This is a genomic window from Rhodococcus sp. IEGM 1302 (genome assembly GCF_030056935.1).
Taxonomy (GTDB): Bacteria; Actinomycetota; Actinomycetes; order Mycobacteriales; family Mycobacteriaceae; genus Rhodococcus_F; species Rhodococcus_F qingshengii.
The window spans coordinates 26,698-42,790 of sequence record NZ_JASHKY010000013.1 but is presented as its reverse complement, the minus strand read 5'-3'; the positions used below and the strand labels follow the sequence as shown (position 1 = coordinate 42,790).

General features: G+C 62.0%; 14 protein-coding genes and 1 tRNA gene. 9 read left to right on the top strand and 6 right to left on the bottom strand.

The genetic code is table 11. The features are described from left to right. Positions 1-9: 9 nt before the first annotated feature. Complete coding sequence (locus tag QM609_RS18425) at positions 10-1,200, bottom strand: nitrate ABC transporter substrate-binding protein (RefSeq protein ID WP_082238981.1); 1,191 nt, start codon at positions 1,198-1,200, stop codon at positions 10-12. A gap of 251 nt (positions 1,201-1,451) precedes the next feature. On the opposite strand from QM609_RS18425, the gene QM609_RS18420 reads away from it, so the two are divergent. Genes QM609_RS18420 through QM609_RS18405 form a run of 4 tightly spaced genes read left to right on the top strand, consistent with a single transcriptional unit; the run spans position 1,452 to position 4,892 of the window. Then, complete coding sequence (locus QM609_RS18420; RefSeq protein ID WP_003942349.1) at positions 1,452-2,234, top strand: ABC transporter ATP-binding protein; 783 nt, start codon at positions 1,452-1,454, stop codon at positions 2,232-2,234. Then, entirely contained in the window at positions 2,231-3,133 is a 903-nt protein-coding gene (locus QM609_RS18415; RefSeq protein WP_042450093.1) for an ABC transporter permease, read from the top strand. The genes QM609_RS18420 and QM609_RS18415 overlap by 4 nt, the downstream gene beginning before the upstream one ends. Then, positions 3,130-4,200 (top strand): isopenicillin N synthase family dioxygenase, encoded by a 1,071-nt coding sequence (locus QM609_RS18410; protein ID WP_042450095.1) that lies wholly within the window; start codon positions 3,130-3,132, stop codon positions 4,198-4,200. Before QM609_RS18415 ends, QM609_RS18410 begins: the two co-directional genes overlap by 4 nt. A gap of 47 nt (positions 4,201-4,247) precedes the next feature. Then, on the top strand, positions 4,248-4,892 hold the full coding sequence (locus tag QM609_RS18405) for a GntR family transcriptional regulator (RefSeq protein ID WP_007731273.1): 645 nt from the start codon (positions 4,248-4,250) through the stop codon (positions 4,890-4,892). A 4-nt stretch (positions 4,893-4,896) separates the two neighbouring features. On the opposite strand, the gene QM609_RS18400 is transcribed toward QM609_RS18405, so the two are convergent. Both QM609_RS18400 and QM609_RS18395 read right to left on the bottom strand, forming a co-directional pair. Next, a complete protein-coding gene (locus QM609_RS18400) occupies positions 4,897-5,673 on the bottom strand; it encodes an esterase/lipase family protein (protein ID WP_042450097.1) in 777 nt (258 codons plus the stop codon). 74 nt (positions 5,674-5,747) lie between these two features. Continuing rightward, positions 5,748-5,821 (bottom strand) — tRNA-Met (locus tag QM609_RS18395). A 450-nt stretch (positions 5,822-6,271) separates the two neighbouring features. Here QM609_RS18395 and QM609_RS18390 point away from each other — a divergent pair. Then, a complete protein-coding gene (locus QM609_RS18390) occupies positions 6,272-6,826 on the top strand; it encodes a transglycosylase family protein (protein WP_003942299.1) in 555 nt (184 codons plus the stop codon). Positions 6,827-6,914: 88 nt separating this feature from the next. On the opposite strand, the gene QM609_RS18385 is transcribed toward QM609_RS18390, so the two are convergent. Continuing rightward, positions 6,915-9,890: a UPF0182 family protein gene (locus tag QM609_RS18385; protein WP_076948549.1), complete on the bottom strand. Its 2,976-nt coding sequence runs from the start codon at positions 9,888-9,890 to the stop codon at positions 6,915-6,917. Between the two features lie 168 nt (positions 9,891-10,058). Between QM609_RS18385 and QM609_RS18380 the strand changes: the two genes are divergently transcribed. Beyond that, positions 10,059-10,661, top strand: coding sequence for a PPA1309 family protein (locus tag QM609_RS18380; RefSeq protein WP_019747831.1), 603 nt, complete (start codon positions 10,059-10,061; stop codon positions 10,659-10,661). A gap of 26 nt (positions 10,662-10,687) precedes the next feature. On the opposite strand, the gene QM609_RS18375 is transcribed toward QM609_RS18380, so the two are convergent. Continuing rightward, positions 10,688-11,710: a YlbL family protein gene (locus tag QM609_RS18375; RefSeq protein WP_050654906.1), complete on the bottom strand. Its 1,023-nt coding sequence runs from the start codon at positions 11,708-11,710 to the stop codon at positions 10,688-10,690. Positions 11,711-11,833: 123 nt separating this feature from the next. Here QM609_RS18375 and QM609_RS18370 point away from each other — a divergent pair, with 123 nt between their 5' ends. From QM609_RS18370 to QM609_RS18360, 3 genes are all read left to right on the top strand, one after another. Next, complete coding sequence (locus QM609_RS18370; protein WP_003942352.1) at positions 11,834-13,234, top strand: zinc-dependent metalloprotease; 1,401 nt, start codon at positions 11,834-11,836, stop codon at positions 13,232-13,234. 98 nt (positions 13,235-13,332) lie between these two features. Beyond that, positions 13,333-14,247, top strand: a complete 915-nt coding sequence (locus tag QM609_RS18365) for a hypothetical protein (protein ID WP_050654905.1) — start codon at positions 13,333-13,335, stop codon at positions 14,245-14,247. A gap of 4 nt (positions 14,248-14,251) precedes the next feature. Then, positions 14,252-15,595, top strand: a complete 1,344-nt coding sequence (locus QM609_RS18360; RefSeq protein ID WP_007731259.1) for an ABC1 kinase family protein — start codon at positions 14,252-14,254, stop codon at positions 15,593-15,595. A gap of 26 nt (positions 15,596-15,621) precedes the next feature. On the opposite strand, the gene QM609_RS18355 is transcribed toward QM609_RS18360, so the two are convergent. After that, positions 15,622-15,945 (bottom strand): WhiB family transcriptional regulator, encoded by a 324-nt coding sequence (locus QM609_RS18355; RefSeq protein ID WP_003942321.1) that lies wholly within the window; start codon positions 15,943-15,945, stop codon positions 15,622-15,624. Between the last annotated feature and the right edge of the window lie 148 nt (positions 15,946-16,093).

Sequence of the window (16,093 nt, the reverse complement as noted above, 5' to 3'; positions counted from 1 at the left end):
TCAGCTCCTTCAGCGGATTCCGATGGACCGATCGGTGAACTTGTCGGTGTAGATCTCTTCTGCAGTCAATGACTGCGGTATCGCCGCACCCCCGGCGTTCAGGATGGGCTTCAGTTCTTCGACGGTGTGAGCGACTCGCGTCATGTCGAACGTGCCGACGGATCCGTCCGCCTCGTTCGCGATCAGGCCCTTCTCTTTCAAGAGTTGGGCACTGAACGCTGCTTCACCCTCGGTGTAGGGAGAGAACGACACGTCCTGCGAGACGACGTCGACAATGGCAGCATTCGCCGTATCCGGCGCAGTGATGTAGTCCGCGGTGGCCTGCTGAATGATCGGAACCAGCTTGCTCAAACACGGGGAGAGTGTCTCGACCTTGTCGGCACGAACGGAAACATTGGACGCGTAGATGTCGAAACCCGAATCTTTCAGCAGGTCATAGGAAACCGGCTTGTCCCACGCCGGCGTCTCCTTCTCGTACGTGTACGGTTCCGAATTCGCGAATCCTTGCTGAGCGATGGTCGGGTCACCGACAAATCGCGAGGGAGCTCCGTCGTAGCTCGTGTCGAGCTGAGACCGCTTCAGTAGGCCTTTCGCCACGAGCCACTGCGGAAACAGTTGCTCCTTGGAAACGACGACACTCGCGTCGGACTTGCCGATATCGGCAACACTCGCCCATTCCGGATGAGACTCTTTGTCCCACATGAGGATTGCCGGGCTGTACTTGAGCAATGGCGTGACGGCCACAACGGGCTGACTTGCCGCTGCCGCGATCACCTGATCGCCGTGCACCAAGCCGAGAGTGATCGAATCGTCGACGTACATCTGGGAGCTGACGGATTGGAACCCGATTGCCGGTCCCCCGGCCCGCAAGGTCAAGTCGACTCCGGTGTCCTTCCCTCCGGCGACAAGAGTCCCACTGACGGACTTGTCGTCGGTGTCGACCGAATAGCCGGGACCAAGCATCTCGAAGAGCGCCCCCATATCCGACTGTGGCTGCCATTGGAGTTGAGCCACAACGTTTTCCGGACAGAGACCCGCTAGGTTCTGAGCCTCGGCAGCTGGTTCGAGAGATTCAGCCTTGGCCGTCTCAGCCTCACTGGAGCTGCACGCAGTCAATCCGATGGCTGCACACATGGCCAGTGCCGCGCCCGCCGCTCCCACACTTCTGCGATTGGAATGCACCTTGCGATTTGAATACACAGCGTCTCCTTCGTGAAAACAATTGGGATGTGGGCGAACCAGGAAGGGTGATCCGATGAGCACACTCTGCAGCACGTGGATTACATGCAATCGACTCGTTGTTTCCATCAGGTAACGTGCGCCAGGATTCTCGCTTCACCTGCAATGTCACCTCACATTTACATTCAGCAACCTAGGCGACATACATGCAATTCAAGATGGTTCATACATATTGAACAACTTTTGCATGCATTATCGAACCGGAGGCTCAGATGGAACTCGCGAACACGATGCAGGATGCCGACGCTCGCAAGCTCACCGCACCGATGCAGATGGTCTTTTCCGATGTCGTCAAGAAGTTCGATACCGGCACTGTCGCGCTGGACGGCATCGATCTGAACGTGGAGCGAGGAGACTTCGTCGCCGTGGTCGGACCCTCCGGCTGCGGCAAGTCGACTTTGTTGCGCATGGCGGCCGGCCTCGAGCGACCGACCAGCGGCGCGGTTGCCCTCGACACCGAATCAGTTGGCTTCATCTTCCAGGAGCCGACTCTCCTCCCCTGGCGAACCGTGCAGGCCAACGTCGAATTGTCCGCCGAACTCGGTGGCGGCGACAAAGCAGCCCGAAAGTTGCGCGCCGACGAGGCAATTCGCGCAGTGGGCCTGGCGGACTTTGCGAAACAACTGCCCAACGCGTTGTCGGGCGGAATGAAGATGCGCGTCTCGTTGGCACGTGCGCTCACCCTCGCACCTGCTGTGATGCTGCTCGACGAACCTTTCGGTGCTCTCGACGAGATGACACGACTGGAGATGCAGGTAGAGCTGCAAAGGCTCTACACCGACAAGGGGTTCACCTCGATGTTCATCACGCACTCGGTATCCGAGGCCGTGTACCTCGCAAACAAGGTGGTCGTCATGACCGCCCGGCCCGGACGAATCCATTCGGTCGTGGACATCGATTTCCCGTACCCGCGTAGCCCGGAACTGCGCTACGACGCCCGATACACCGAACACGTCGCCGAGATCTCGGCCAGTCTCCATGGGAGCTCACGATGACCGAAGTCCTTGCAGTGCAACAGGGCACCGCACGCAATTCCGCCGTTCGCACTGATTCTGCGACCGCCGCGCGAGCACAGTCACAGCCCGGACGGCCCTCGCGAATGAGAGCGCTCGGCACCTTCCTTCTCTATCCGCTGCTCTCACTTGCCGGCGCGGTCGCAGCGTGGTCGATCGTCAGCTACCTCGTTCTCTCCCCGGAACGTCGATTTCTCCTTCCGCCGCCGAGTCAAGTACTGACAAAGTCGCTACTCGACTGGAAACACCTCTCTCCCATGCTCGAAGCCCTCGCAGTGACGGCACAGGTAGCACTGGTCGGCTTCGTGGTCGCGGTGGCAGTCGGCGTCGGAACCGGCGTGCTGATGAGCCAGGCCAAGTGGATCGAGCGGATCGTCTATCCCTATGCCGTTGTGCTGCAGGTCATTCCCATCCTCGCCATCGTCCCCCTCATCGGGCTCTGGTTCGGCTACGGTATGACCGCGCGTACCCTGGTGTGTGTTCTCATCGCAGCCTTCCCGATCATCACCAACACACACTTCGGATTGCAATCGGTCGATCGCGGACTGCACGAACTGTTCACCCTCGGCCGCGCGTCCCGTTGGGATCGATTGGTGAAACTCGAACTGCGAGCGGCAATGCCGGCTATTCTCACCGGCATCCGCACCGCCTCCGGCCTTGTTGTCGTCGGTGCCATCATCGGCGACATGTTCTTCGCCAAAGGACAACCCGGGATCGGAACGCTGCTCGACGTCTACCGAAGCCGCCTTCAGTCCGAGGATCTGATCGCCGCGATCGTGATCGCGTCGGTGTTCGGTGTCCTCGTCTTCTCTGCCTTTGGATTCCTCTCACGTGTGCTCGTCGGTAAGTGGCACACGTCCGGCCGCAAGGACTTTAAATGACCCACGAAACTCCTGTCTTCGAAATCCCTACGATCGATATCAGCCCGTACCTCCGCGGCGAGGCAGCGGTTGCAAACGCCACCAACAGCACTGCCTGTGCGGAAGTGGCAGCTCAACTCGATCGCGCGTGCCGGGAGGTCGGATTCATACAGATTGTCGGACACAGCATTCCACGATCGGCGACCGAAGGACTGGCCGACGCTCTCGACGAGTTCTTTGCTCTCCCACTGACGGTGAAGAACAACTATCGCCGTCCCTCGTCCGAGAACCGCGGCTACTCACCACCGAAATCGGAATCACTCAGCATGAGCCTGGGCGTCGCCGCTGCGAACCAGATGAACGATTTCTACGAAGCAATAGTCGTGGGCACAGAGGTGAGCGACTATCCGGGCGTCGACCTACCCGAGTCCAGCTACGCCGCCAACACCTGGCCCGTGGCCGCGCCCGGATTCCGACCGGCAATCGAAGAGTATTTCCGTCATGCCCAGGGCTTGGCACGAATCCTGATGTGCGCCTTTACCGACGCTCTCGGATTGCAGCCCGGGTACTTCGATTCGATGCTCGACCATTCGATCGACGCGATGAAGATGAACAACTACGCACTGCCCGAGGGCGAGATCCGCATCTCCGGCGACATGACGGGAATGGGCGCTCACACCGACTTCGGAATCTTGACCATCCTGTGGGCAGATCGAGTTCCGGGTCTTCAAGTTCTGAGTGCCGACGGCTTATGGCACGACGTCCAACCTGCCGACGGCGCACTCTTGATCAACCTCGGCGACGCGATGGCACGCTGGACGAACGACCGATGGCGCTCGACAGTGCACCGAGTCGACCCACCTATCGTCGATGGTCAGATCATCCGACGTCGCTCTGCCGCATTCTTTTTCGACGGGAACTACGACGCCGTCATCGAAGCACTGCCAGGGACTCTCACACCGGGCGAAGTGGGATACCCGCCGATCACGATCGCTGAGAACATCGCGGCCAAAGTGGCCGGACTGAAAGGCGCGACGGCGCCCGAGGTCGACAGTCGCAGCGCTGACCGGGTGCGCGCCGCTGGATAGCGCTCCCGGGTACCGTCGACATCGTGCAGGATCGAAGTGAGGACAAGATGACCACCACCGAACGAGCTTTACTCACCGAGTCCGTGCACGAGACGCTTCGCGAACTGATCTTTTCGGGCGAGCTGGCGCCGGGGACACCACTGAGTGTTCCCGCGCTGGCGAGCAAGCTCAATGTCAGTCGAACGCCGGTCCGCGAGGCCGTGCAGCAGTTGATCTACGAGGGCATCGCCGTCCACACACGGAATGCGGGTGCAAAAGTCGATTCGCTGGACGCGGAGTCTCTGCGCGCGGTCTTCGAGGTGCGTGAGGTACTCGACGGTCTCGCGGCGTTCAACGCGACGGCCAATGCCACGCACGAAACCGTGTCACAGCTGAACAAGATGGTGCAGGTGCAACGCGAACTTCTCGAGAGCCCGCCGGATCAGCGTCGGGATTCGAAGCTCGACCTCGAGTTCCACACCTTGATTCGTGAGACTGCATGCAATCACCCGCTCAGCGAAGCCCTGCATCGTCTGGATGGTCAGTCACACCTCTACCGTTCGGACATGTGGAGCCTCGAGCTCAATCGGCGGATCGCCGTCACCGAGCACGCACGTATAGTCGCGGCCATCGAATCGGGTGACGCCTTGGGGGCGAGGACTGCCGCGAGCGCACACGTAGCCGGGCTACTCGTCCGAACAACCCGGACCTGAAGCTTTACCGAAATGACGGAAACAGCGTGTCAGGCCAGGTGATGTCGCCGTCGTTCTCGTCCACGAACGTACCGACACAGTCGCGCCCCAAAGCGCTGATCGCTCCCGAGATGACCTCTGGATGCTCGAGCTCGGTGAGGTGGTCTCCTCCGGTTCCGGCCCCGGGAACGCCATCGACGTACACCCGGCACTGGCCCCCGTCCAACCGACCGTCCGCCCACTCGCCCGAACTCTGCACCACCGAATAGTAGGCAGATCCAGGAGTGTCCTCACCGGCATTGAGCTTGGTGAGAACTTCGGAGAACATGCAGGTGTCGTAACCGTCGGCAGGGCCTTGTACGCAGCCACCGGGGCTACCGTACTGTGGCGCACCGATGGCGACGAATGAATCCACTACTTCGGAGCCACCGAGGAACTTCGCGTAGTACCGGGAGCTCAGTCCACCCGCACTGTGCGCGATCACCCCGACGGAGTCAGCGCCGGTAGCGTAGGAGCGAATCGAATCCGCAATCAGCTCGGCGTCGGCCGCAATCATCTTGCCGGGTGCGTCGACGAAGTGTGTCTCGTAGCCCGCAGCGCTCAGTGCCTTGTCGAGGGCGCGGTAGGTCGCCTGGTGCGTTTCTCCCGAGTTGTAGAGCTGCTGCCCCGGAACGATGAAGACCACGCGCTTCGCATCGGTGATCCGCCCACCGGCGGCAGCGCTTCCTGCCGAGAACGCCAGAGCGGTGGTCACCAGCGAAGTAGTCACCGCCATCGCCAAGAGAATCTTCGAGAGTCGCACGTCGCCACCCTACGACGGCTGCGCACAAAAAAAGGACCGCCGCACTGGATTCCAGTGCGGCGGTCCTTTTCTAGTAGCGGGGACAGGATTTGAACCTGCGACCTCTGGGTTATGAGCCCAGCGAGCTACCGAGCTGCTCCACCCCGCGATGCATGGACAAAGTTACACGAGCAGGTGAACGGAACGCAAATCGCCTGCGCTGGAGCGAAATACACGCCTGAAAGTCGAAGAATCGGGTGACTGGGTTCACAAAATGCCCGTGAGCATCAACACATAACAAGCATGTAACGAACGTACGTCGAAACGGCATCGGAAAGGCTCTACCAGCACAAACGCTAAAATTTTGGGTCGAGAGCAGACCAGACAGTCCGGAAAATTGCGAATCGACCCTCGTTCGACGCTCCCGTACGGTCGGTCCCGGCCCGAATCAACCGGGCGAACGCCGACCCGCCGCTGCTCCACTCTGCCCCGCGGGATCGGAACCCCCGAAACCTTCGAGGGGCAGAGACACGGAGAGACAAGCGCCCGGGAAAGTCAGCATCATCGCCGACCCGCAGGCCCGCCGATGTCAGCAAGCGCGGAGAGGATTTACCCCGACATGACGTACACCAGCATCAGCAAGCGTGCATTCGGCACATTGGCAGTAGCCGGCGCACTTGTCGCAGTGCCCCTCACCATGAGCACCGGCACCGCTTCCGCAGCCACCCACAACTGGGACGGCGTCGCACAGTGCGAGAGCGGTGGCGACTGGAACATCAACACCGGAAACGGCTACTACGGCGGCCTGCAGTTCTCGCAGAGCACCTGGACCGCCAACGGTGGCACCGGCTCGCCCGCCAACGCTTCCAAGGAAGAGCAGATCCGCGTCGCCGAGAACACCCTGCAGAGCCAGGGCCCCGGCGCATGGCCCGTCTGCGGCCAGCGTCTGACCGTCGCGAGCGAGCCTGCAGTCGAAGAAGCTCCCGCCGCAGCGCCGGCTCCCGTCGCCGAGGCACCCGCAGTTGCTCCCGCCATCGAGATCCCGGCCGAGCTCAAGCCCGCCGCACAGCAGGCTTACGACACCGCTCGTGACCTCGCCGGCCAGTACGGCTTCGCCGCACAGTTCCAGCAGCTCTCCGATGCCAACGCACCGATCGTTGCAGCACTGCGCTGATTCAGCTCGTACAGCTTCACCTGAGAACACAAGAAGGCCCGCCATCCGATCGGATGGCGGGCCTTCTGTGACTCACGAACGAGGTCGACTAACTGGGCGGCAGCGCCTGGTAAGCGTCAACCGCCTTCTGCAGGCGATCCAGCGCGGCTCCGTAACCACTGAAGTCACCAGTCTGTTGCGCAGACTTCAATGCATCCATGGCAGCGTTGACCTCTGCCAGAGCCTTCGACACATCTTCCGATGATGCCGGACCTGTAGGCGTCGTCGGCGCCGTCGGCGCGGGGGTGGTCCCGGTTCCCGCCGGCGGTTCCGTCGTGGCAGTTCCACCCGGTGCGGTGGCAGCACCCGCGGCTCCACCATTGTCGAAGACCTGATCGAGCGCCTCGGCCAACGTGGATGCGTAACCGACACGAACCCTGCTGCCAGCCTTCGCAGACTCCTGGTAACTCACCAGAACTCGGGAAAGCTGCGGGAACGAAGTCGTTGTGTTACTTCGCTCGGTATACATGGGTTCGACGTAGAGAATTCCACCCTCTGCGATCGGCAAGGCCAACTGGTTGCCGTATCGGATCGTGTTGGTTCTCTCCAGCAGTGCCTTCTCCGAGCCCACGCGAGCATCCGAGATCATCGAGTTCTGCGACTGTGACGGACCCTGCGTCTGTTTGTTGACGGGCAACTGCAGAACAGTGATCTTGCCGTAGTCCTTCGGATCCGAATTCACGGTGATGTAAGCCGACAGGAAGTCTCGCTGGAATCCCACCATCGGACTTGTGAGCCGGAACGACGGCGCGCCGGTTTCCTGGTCCCCCACCATCACGTAGTACGGCGGTTCATTTTCCTTCGAATTCTCCACCGTCGGCTCGTTGGGCACCGACCAGAAAGCGTTGTTGGTGAAGAACTCGGTCGGATTGTCGACGTGGTACTTCGCCAACATTTCCCGCTGAACCTTGAACAGGTCTTCGGGATAGCGGAAGTGTGCCCGCAAATCGTCCGAGATATCACTCTGCGGCTTGACCGTGTCCGGGAACACACCCTTCCACGCATTGAGTACCGGGTCGTTGTCGTCGACCTGATAGAGCGTCACGTTGCCGTCGTAGGCATCGACGGTTGCCTTGACCGAGTTGCGGATGTACGAGACTTCCTTCTTCGGCAACAAACGACCGGTCGTTGCATCCACACTGTCCGCGACCAGTCCGTCCAGCGAACTGCGCTGTGCGTACGGGTAGTTCTCCAGCGTGGTGTACGCATCGACGATCCAGACGATCTTGCCGTCGACTGCGGCCGGGTACGCATCTCCGTCAGTGGTCAACCACGGAGCAACCTGACCGACGCGATCGCGAGGATCACGGTTGTAGATGATCTTGGAATCCGAACCGACGGCACCCGAGAAGAGAATGTTCCTCTCCGTGTACTTCGCCGCGAAAGCCAAGCGATTGACCCAGTTTCCGATGGAGACGCCGCCGGAACCGGTGTAGGTGTACTTGGTCTGCTCCGTGTCGTATTCGCGAGCTTCCGAACCACCGGCACCACCGACGATTGCGTAGTCGTCAGCGCCTTGACCGATGACCTCGCCGTAGTAGATGCGCGGTTGATCGACCTTGATGACCTGTGTTCCCGCGTCCTGCGAGGCGATGTCGCTGACCGTGTAGATCGGGTAGCCCGCATTGTTGTTGTTCGCGTTGTCCTTCGTCGGGTCCAGGACCGGCGCAGTGATCTTGTTCGCCGGAGCGGCCACCAAGCCGTCGCCGTGGGTGTAGACCGTGTGCTTGTTGATCCAGTCCGTCTGGTTTCCCTGCAGGTTGTTCGGTGAGATCTCACGCGCCGCCACGATGTAGTCGCGCATCTCACCGTCGATGTCGTAGCGATCGATGTCGAGCGAGGGCGGGAACCCGTAGAAGTTCTGACGCTGTTGCTGCTGGGTGAAAGTGGGCGACAGAATGTTCGGATCGAGGAGACGAGCATTGGCAATAGTGGTGACGTCTGCCGGCACCTCGCGCGGAATTGCGTCGCCGTCACCCGAGTAAGGCTGATATGTGACCTTGTCGTCCGTGATTCCGTAGGCCTGCCTGGTGGCCGCGATGTTCCGCTCGATGTACGTACTCTCCTTGTCCGCCGCGTTGGGCTTGACGGAGAACTGCTCGACGATCATCGGCCAGACTGCGCCTACGAGCACGGACGAGAGAACCAGCAGAGCAACGGCCATAGCCGGGATACGAAGGTCGCGGGTGAAGATCGCAGCGAAGAAAGCCAAAGCACAGATGATCGCGATGGACATCAATATCAGCTTTGCCGGGAGCACAGCCATGATGTCCGTGTACCCCGGGCCGGTGAACGTCGGCTCTTTACGGCCGCTCGAAAGCAACGAGTAGCGATCGAGCCAGTAGGCGACGGCCTTCAACAGCACGAAAGTGCCGGCCAGAACAGCCAACTGCACACGAGCGGCGGTAGTGAACGTCCCCGCTCGTCCGGCCAATTTGATTCCACCGAAAACGTAGTGGGTGATCAGATTTGCCACGAAAGCCAGCAGGATCGAGACGAACAACCAGTTGAGAACGAAACGGTAGAACGGCAGATCGAACGTGTAGAAGCTGACGTCCATGTTGAACTGCGGATCGGTGATACCGAATGCCTGGCCGTTGAGGAACAACTGGATAGTGACCCAGTTGGCCTGCGCGATGAGACCGGACAGGATGCCGATCGCTACCGGAATGATCACGCCGAACAGACGAAGACGCGACATAACGGTGGTGCGGTAGCGCGCGATCGGATCATTGGGCCCGGAGACCGGGACGAACACCGGGCGTGCGCGGTACGCGAGAAGCATCGCGAGCCACACGATGGCGCCGACGACAATTCCGACGACCAGGAAGAGCACGAATCGCGTCAGCAGAACCTTGGTGAAGACACCGCGGAAGCCGACTTCGCCGAACCACAACCAGTCCGTGTACATGCCGATCAGTCGCGGCCCCACGAGCAGCAAGGCCGCCACTACGACAGCCACCACCAACAAGATTCGACTGCGTCTGGACAGAGAGGGTAAACCTGCGGGGGGCCGCATGCCCACGTGCCACGCTCCAAGATTTGGCGACGCCGTGGCGTCGCAACCGATTGCATCGATCACTGCGGCCACGCCCGAGTGGACTTGGCCGTTTCCGACCACTCTACGTAACAACGGTCACGGGTTGACAACACGGAGAGCGGGGAGCCGGACAGAAGGTGGGAGGATGAACGTGTGAGTGAAGAGAATATGAGCAGATCACCGAGTGCCCTCGCCCGGTGCGTTCATGAAGTTGTCGACCACATCGACGCCGAAGGCTGGGATCAGCCGCCGAAGCTGTACGCGTTGGTACCCACCGAAATGCTCGCCGCGGCCGAACCCGGACTGCTCGACCAACTCGCCGAGGGCGCCGAATACACACCGATCGAACAGGAATCGCTTCCCGAGGACATCATCGGCGGTTCACGGGCACTCGACGAGTTCCTGGCGACGACGCATTGGCCCGAGTCCGTGCAGGGTTGCATCCTGGTGCAGGAGATCGTCGTCCTGCCGCCCGAGGCGGAATCGGATCTCGACCACGCCACGGCGCCGGTGTTGACCGATCAGCACGCGGCGGACGAGGTCGCGCGGCTGACGGCCAACGCGCATCCCGATCGACGCGAGGCTCGACTGTTCGTCGGCGTGCTCCGTGACGGTCCCTCGCTGTCGCTCCTACAGATGCGTCCCGACGAGGATGCGGATCCGTACGGTGACTTGGAACTGCTCACCTACGACGGTCTTGCACCTCACCTCGTGCACGCCCTGTACGCGACGCTCGACGAGGTCGAAGAAGACTGACAGAGTCGTCGGCGGCCAGGCAGCTTTCAGCAGCGGGGTGCGTCGCCGCCCGTGTTGAGGCTCTCGAGTGAGTCCACTGCGCCGGGCAGTTTGTCGACCTTGACGAGTCGAAGCCCGTCCGGCGCATTCTGTTTCGCCTCGTCACAGTTCTGGGCCGGCACGAGGAAGGTCTCAGCACCGGCTTCGGACGCGGCGATCAACTTGTACCTGATGCCGCCGATCGGACCGACCTCGCCGTCGGAGTCGATGGTGCCCGTTCCGGCCACGAACTTTCCACCGTTGAGCTCCCCCGGAGTCAGCTTGTCGACCAAGGCCAGTGTGAACATCAGTCCGGCAGAAGGACCGCCGATGTCGGCGAGATTGAACTGCACGGTGAAGGGAACGTCCGGGACCTCGTTGGGTGTGACGCCGAGGTAACCCGATTCGGGCTTGTTGGGCCGCGCCCCGACGGTGACCGGCACCACGGTCTCCACACCCTCACGAAGGACGGTGACGTCGATCGCGGTGCCGGGCGCGATCGCACCGACCGTGTCCTGAACGCCGGTGATGGTGGTTACCGGAGTGTCGCCGATCTTGACCAGGACGTCGCCTTCTTGCAGGGCACCCGCAGCGGGACCGTCCGGAGTCACCTTCGAAACAGTCAGTGCCACCGGCTTGCCGAGAAAGTGCAGTGCCGCCAACTCGGCACTGTCCTCGGATTGCTGGAAGTCGGCCGTGTTGGCCTGCTGAATCTCTTCCTTCGACTTCTCGGGCGGATAGATCTCCGAGCGAGGGACGAGTCCGTTGCTGCCACTCGCCCACAGTCCGAACGCTTCGAAGATGTTGAGGCCGTCGCGAACCGACACCGTTGTCATGTTGAGGTTGCCGTCGGTGGGATCGACCTCGGTCCCCTGGATGTCCACGACGGGCTTACCGTCGACGTCGCCGAGCGTGTTGAAGGTGGGGCCCGGACCGAGTGCGACATAAGGAACAGTGACCATTGTTCCGACGACTCCCAACACGACGATGGGTGCGAGTGCGGCCAAGAGCGTCACTATCCGTCGATTCACCTGATCCAGAGTAAAGCGCGAAGGCTCCGGAGCACCGATCGCACCGCCTGAGCGCCGTGCGTGTTCGCCGTCAGCGTGACTCGGAGGGCGACTCCGACCGCTCGAGCCTTGTACCGTTGAGGTATGAGCAATATGCCGTTCGGCTTCTCCAACTCCGACGACGATCCCGATCGCGACAAGAACGCGGCGGGTGGCAATCCGTTCGGGGGTGGTGACATGCCGTTCGGGTTCGGCGCGGGCGGTGAGGGATTCGATCCGGCTCAGCTCGGCCAGATGCTCACCCAGTTCGGGCAGATGCTGAGCGGAATGGGCTCGTCGATGGGCCAGGGCGGTACGTCCGGCCCGGTCAACTACGACATCGCCAAGAAGCTGGCACGCCAACAGATCGGATCGGTCACACCGATCACCGAGGGCAACGTCAAGGCGATCGCCGACGCCGCGCACCTGGCCGAGATGTGGCTGGACGCCGCGACAACGCTCCCTGCCGGAGCGAGCCGCACTCTTGCGTGGACTCCGAACGACTGGCTCGACAACACGATCGACACCTGGAAGCGACTCTGTGATCCGGTGGCCGAGAAGGTAGCGGGCATGTGGGTCCAGGGTCTTCCGGCCGAAGCACAGCAGATGGCTGGCCCGATGCTGGGCATGCTCGGCCAGATGGGCGGACTCGCGTTCGGCTCGCAATTGGGCCAGGCACTCGGCCAACTGTCCACCGAGGTGCTCTCCTCCACTGACATCGGCCTGCCCCTCGGCCCCGAAGGCACCGCGGCCCTTCTCCCGGCTGCGGTTCAGGCTTTCAGTGAGGGTCTCGAACAGCCGCATCAGGAAGTTCTGGTCTTCCTCGCCGCGCGGGAAGCCGCTCATCAGCGCCTTTACAGTCACGTTCCGTGGCTGCGCCAGCGTGTTCTCGCGACAGTGGAGGAATACGCCCGCGGAATCACCATGGACTTCTCGGCGATGGAAGAATTCGCCAAGGACCTCGATCCATCCGCTCTCACCGATCCGAGCAAGCTCGAAGCGCTGATGCAGCAGGGCACGTTCGAGCCGCAGAACACACCGGAGCAGAAAGCCGCTCTCGAACGTCTCGAGACTCTGCTTGCGCTGGTCGAGGGTTGGGTGGAGACGGTCGTCACCGCCGCACTCGGCGAGCGACTGCCTGGTGTTGCCGCGATGAGTGAGACGTTGCGGCGTCGCCGCGCTACCGGCGGCCCCGCCGAACAGACCTTTGCGACGCTGGTCGGACTCGAACTTCGTCCTCGCAAGGTCCGTGAAGCGGCCGGTTTGTGGCAGAAGCTCACTGCGGAAGCCGGTATGGACGTTCGCGACGGCGTCTGGTCGCATCCCGACCTGATGCCCGATTCGAGCGATCTCGACGCACCGGACGGATTTGTCGCCCGTGTCCTCGGCGCCGGCGAAGCCGGTAATTTCGACGACCCGATAGCCCAGCTCGAAGCCGTCGTGGCAAAAGAGCGCGCGGCCGAGGAAGCGATGGACAAGACCCGCGAGGACGACGAAGAGAAGTAATCTCTTCTCGACACATTTTCGCAGATCAGCCGCGATGACGGCCTGTGGATAACTGCCGCTGACGGGGACTCGCCGAGGGCCCGTCGTGCCAGCATCGAATGATGACCGGTCACACGCACGACGACACCAGACAAGACAGCACTTCACAGCGATCCGCGGGACCCCGATGGGACCCGCGGATTGCTGTTCTGTCGCGCCCGGACGGTCGACTGCAGCTGGGATGGACCCCCGGACGTGCCGTCGTGCTGATTCTGCCTGTCGGGGTCGACGATCGCGCGGTGAAGTCGATCCTGCGCAAAATGGACGGCTCGAGATCCCGCGCAAACATCCTCTGGGAAGCGTCGAGGCGCGGGATTCCCACGTCGGTGACGGAGGAGTTGCTCGAGCAACTCGCCGATTCCGGTTTCGTCCACACTGCCCGCAGAAGCACCGCGACGGTCCGGATTCACGGTGTCGGTCCGCTCTCTGATGCCATCGAGCGCGCACTCGTCACCGGCGGGGTCAGCACGCGTCGCTCGCGCGGGTATCGCAACACCGACGTCGTGCGCACGTGGAACGAACAACTGGTGGTCCTGGCCGACGACGTCGTGACTGATCCTCGTCTGGTCAGCGATCTCGTTCGCTGTGGACTCCCCCACCTTTCCGTCCGCATCCGCGACGGCAACGGTGTGGTCGGTCCTCTTGTCCTGCCTGGTCAGTCGAGTTGCCTGCGGTGCGCAGACATCCTCCGATCCGAACTCGACCCTCATTGGCTTCATCTGTCCGCGCAGCTACTCGGCAGCGCAGGCCACGCGGAATCGGCGATGATCCATGCAAGTGTCGCGCTGGCCCTGGCCGAGATCGACTCCGCATTATCGGAGACAGCGGCGACGCATGCGGCCAGTCTGTCGTCGACGCTCGAGATCGCGCTCCGTCCGTATCGGATCACAACCAGGCGCTGGCCTCGGCAAATATCCTGCAGTTGCCAATACCTGGCACCTGTTTCGGGCAAAGGACGCCCCAGTCAGACATGATGGTGTGGTGTCCGAGATCCCACGCAAGAGTTCTGCCCGTACTGCCAAACTCGCGAGCATCCCCCTGGGGATGGCCGGTCGCGCCGCCATGGGCTTCGGACGCAAGCTCGCCGGCGGCGACAAAGGCGAGATCGACGCGCAGTTGAGCGCGAAGGCGGCCGAGCAACTGTTCGCGGTGCTGGGCGAACTCAAGGGCGGCGCGATGAAGCTGGGCCAAGCGCTCAGCGTCATGGAGGCGGCAATTCCGGAGGAATTCGCCGAGCCGTACCGCGAGTCGCTGAACAAGCTCCAGGCCGCCGCCCCGCCGCTGCCGACCAAGCAAGTCCACAAGATGCTCGACCAGCAACTCGGAACCAAGTGGCGCGACCGATTCCAGTCGTTCGACGACGAACCGACCGCGTCGGCAAGCATCGGGCAGGTTCACCGAGCCGTCTGGGCGGACGGCCGCGACGTAGCCGTGAAAGTTCAGTACCCCGGCGCCGACGAAGCTCTACGCGCCGATCTCAAGACCCTGGGCAGATTTGCCGGTCTCTTCGGTTCGGTCATGCCCGGTGTCGACGTACGGCCCGTGATCGAGGAGTTCACCGCGCGCACGGAGGAAGAACTCGACTATCGGATCGAGGCGAACAATCAGCGAGCTTTTGCCAAAGAGTTCGACGGAGATCCCCAATTCGTGATCCCGCACGTCGTGGCGAGCGCGCCGAAAGTGGTCGTGACCGAATGGATGACGGCAACCCCGTTGACCAGAATCATCGAGAGTGGAACGCCGGAGCAGCGCAATGCGGCCGGTGCACTACTCGCCGAATTCCACTTCGCGTCTCCGGCCCGTGTCGGATTGCTCCACTGTGACCCGCACCCCGGCAATTTCATGCTTCTCGAGGACGGCCGACTCGGCGTCATCGACTTCGGTGCTGCTGCGCCGTTCCCGAACGGACTGCCACGGGTTCTCGGCACGATGGTGCGCTTGGCTGTCGAGGAACAATTCGACGAGTTGACGGAGTTGTTGCGCGCCAACGGTTTCGTGATCCCCGGACGCACGGTGACCGACAAGGAGATCGCGGATTACCTGCGACCCTTCACCGACCCGATCCAGACCGAGTCATTTCACTTCACTCGGGCATGGCTGCAAAAGGCCGCCGGAACCGCCACTGACTTCAACAGTGCGCAGTTCCGAACGGCCCGTGCACTCAACCTTCCGGCCGAGTATTTGATGATCTTCCGTGTTCTTCTCGGTTCGGTCGGCATATGCGCCCAGTTGGACGCATATGCCCCGTACATGGAAATCCTGACTCGTTGGTTGCCAGGGTTCGCGGAGCCGGTTCTGGATGACACCGGCTCCGCCGAATAAGACACCGGCTCCGCCGAATAGGGCTCTCACGCGCACACAAGTTGCTTGCGTGGGCGCCCTCTCGGTCTCTTGCGCGCTATGACGGCCCCCTGATCGAGGATCTCGCCGCCCCACACCCCCCACGGCTCGGCGCGGTCGAGAGCCGCACTGAGACAACGGGAACGGATGGGGCACTGCGCGCACAGTGCCTTCGCCTGCTCGAGTTCGGCCGGAGCTTCGGCGAACCAGAGATCGGGGTTGGATGCCCGGCACGGCAGGTCGCGGCGGGTGGACGCGACCTCGATGAACGTGACTGCAGCCGAAGTGACGTCGGTGGAAGTTACTGCAGTGGTGGAGTTTTCGGATTCCACGCGGATTGTCTGGGCAGACAACTCGGTCTCCTAGTGCTCGGATGCGAAACTGTGTCGCACGATATGGGTTCGATGGGTGCGAACCTGAGCCGAGTCGGAAACCAGATGAAGAGGGCTATCCAACACAAAGGCCACGGTCCGCAGGGGC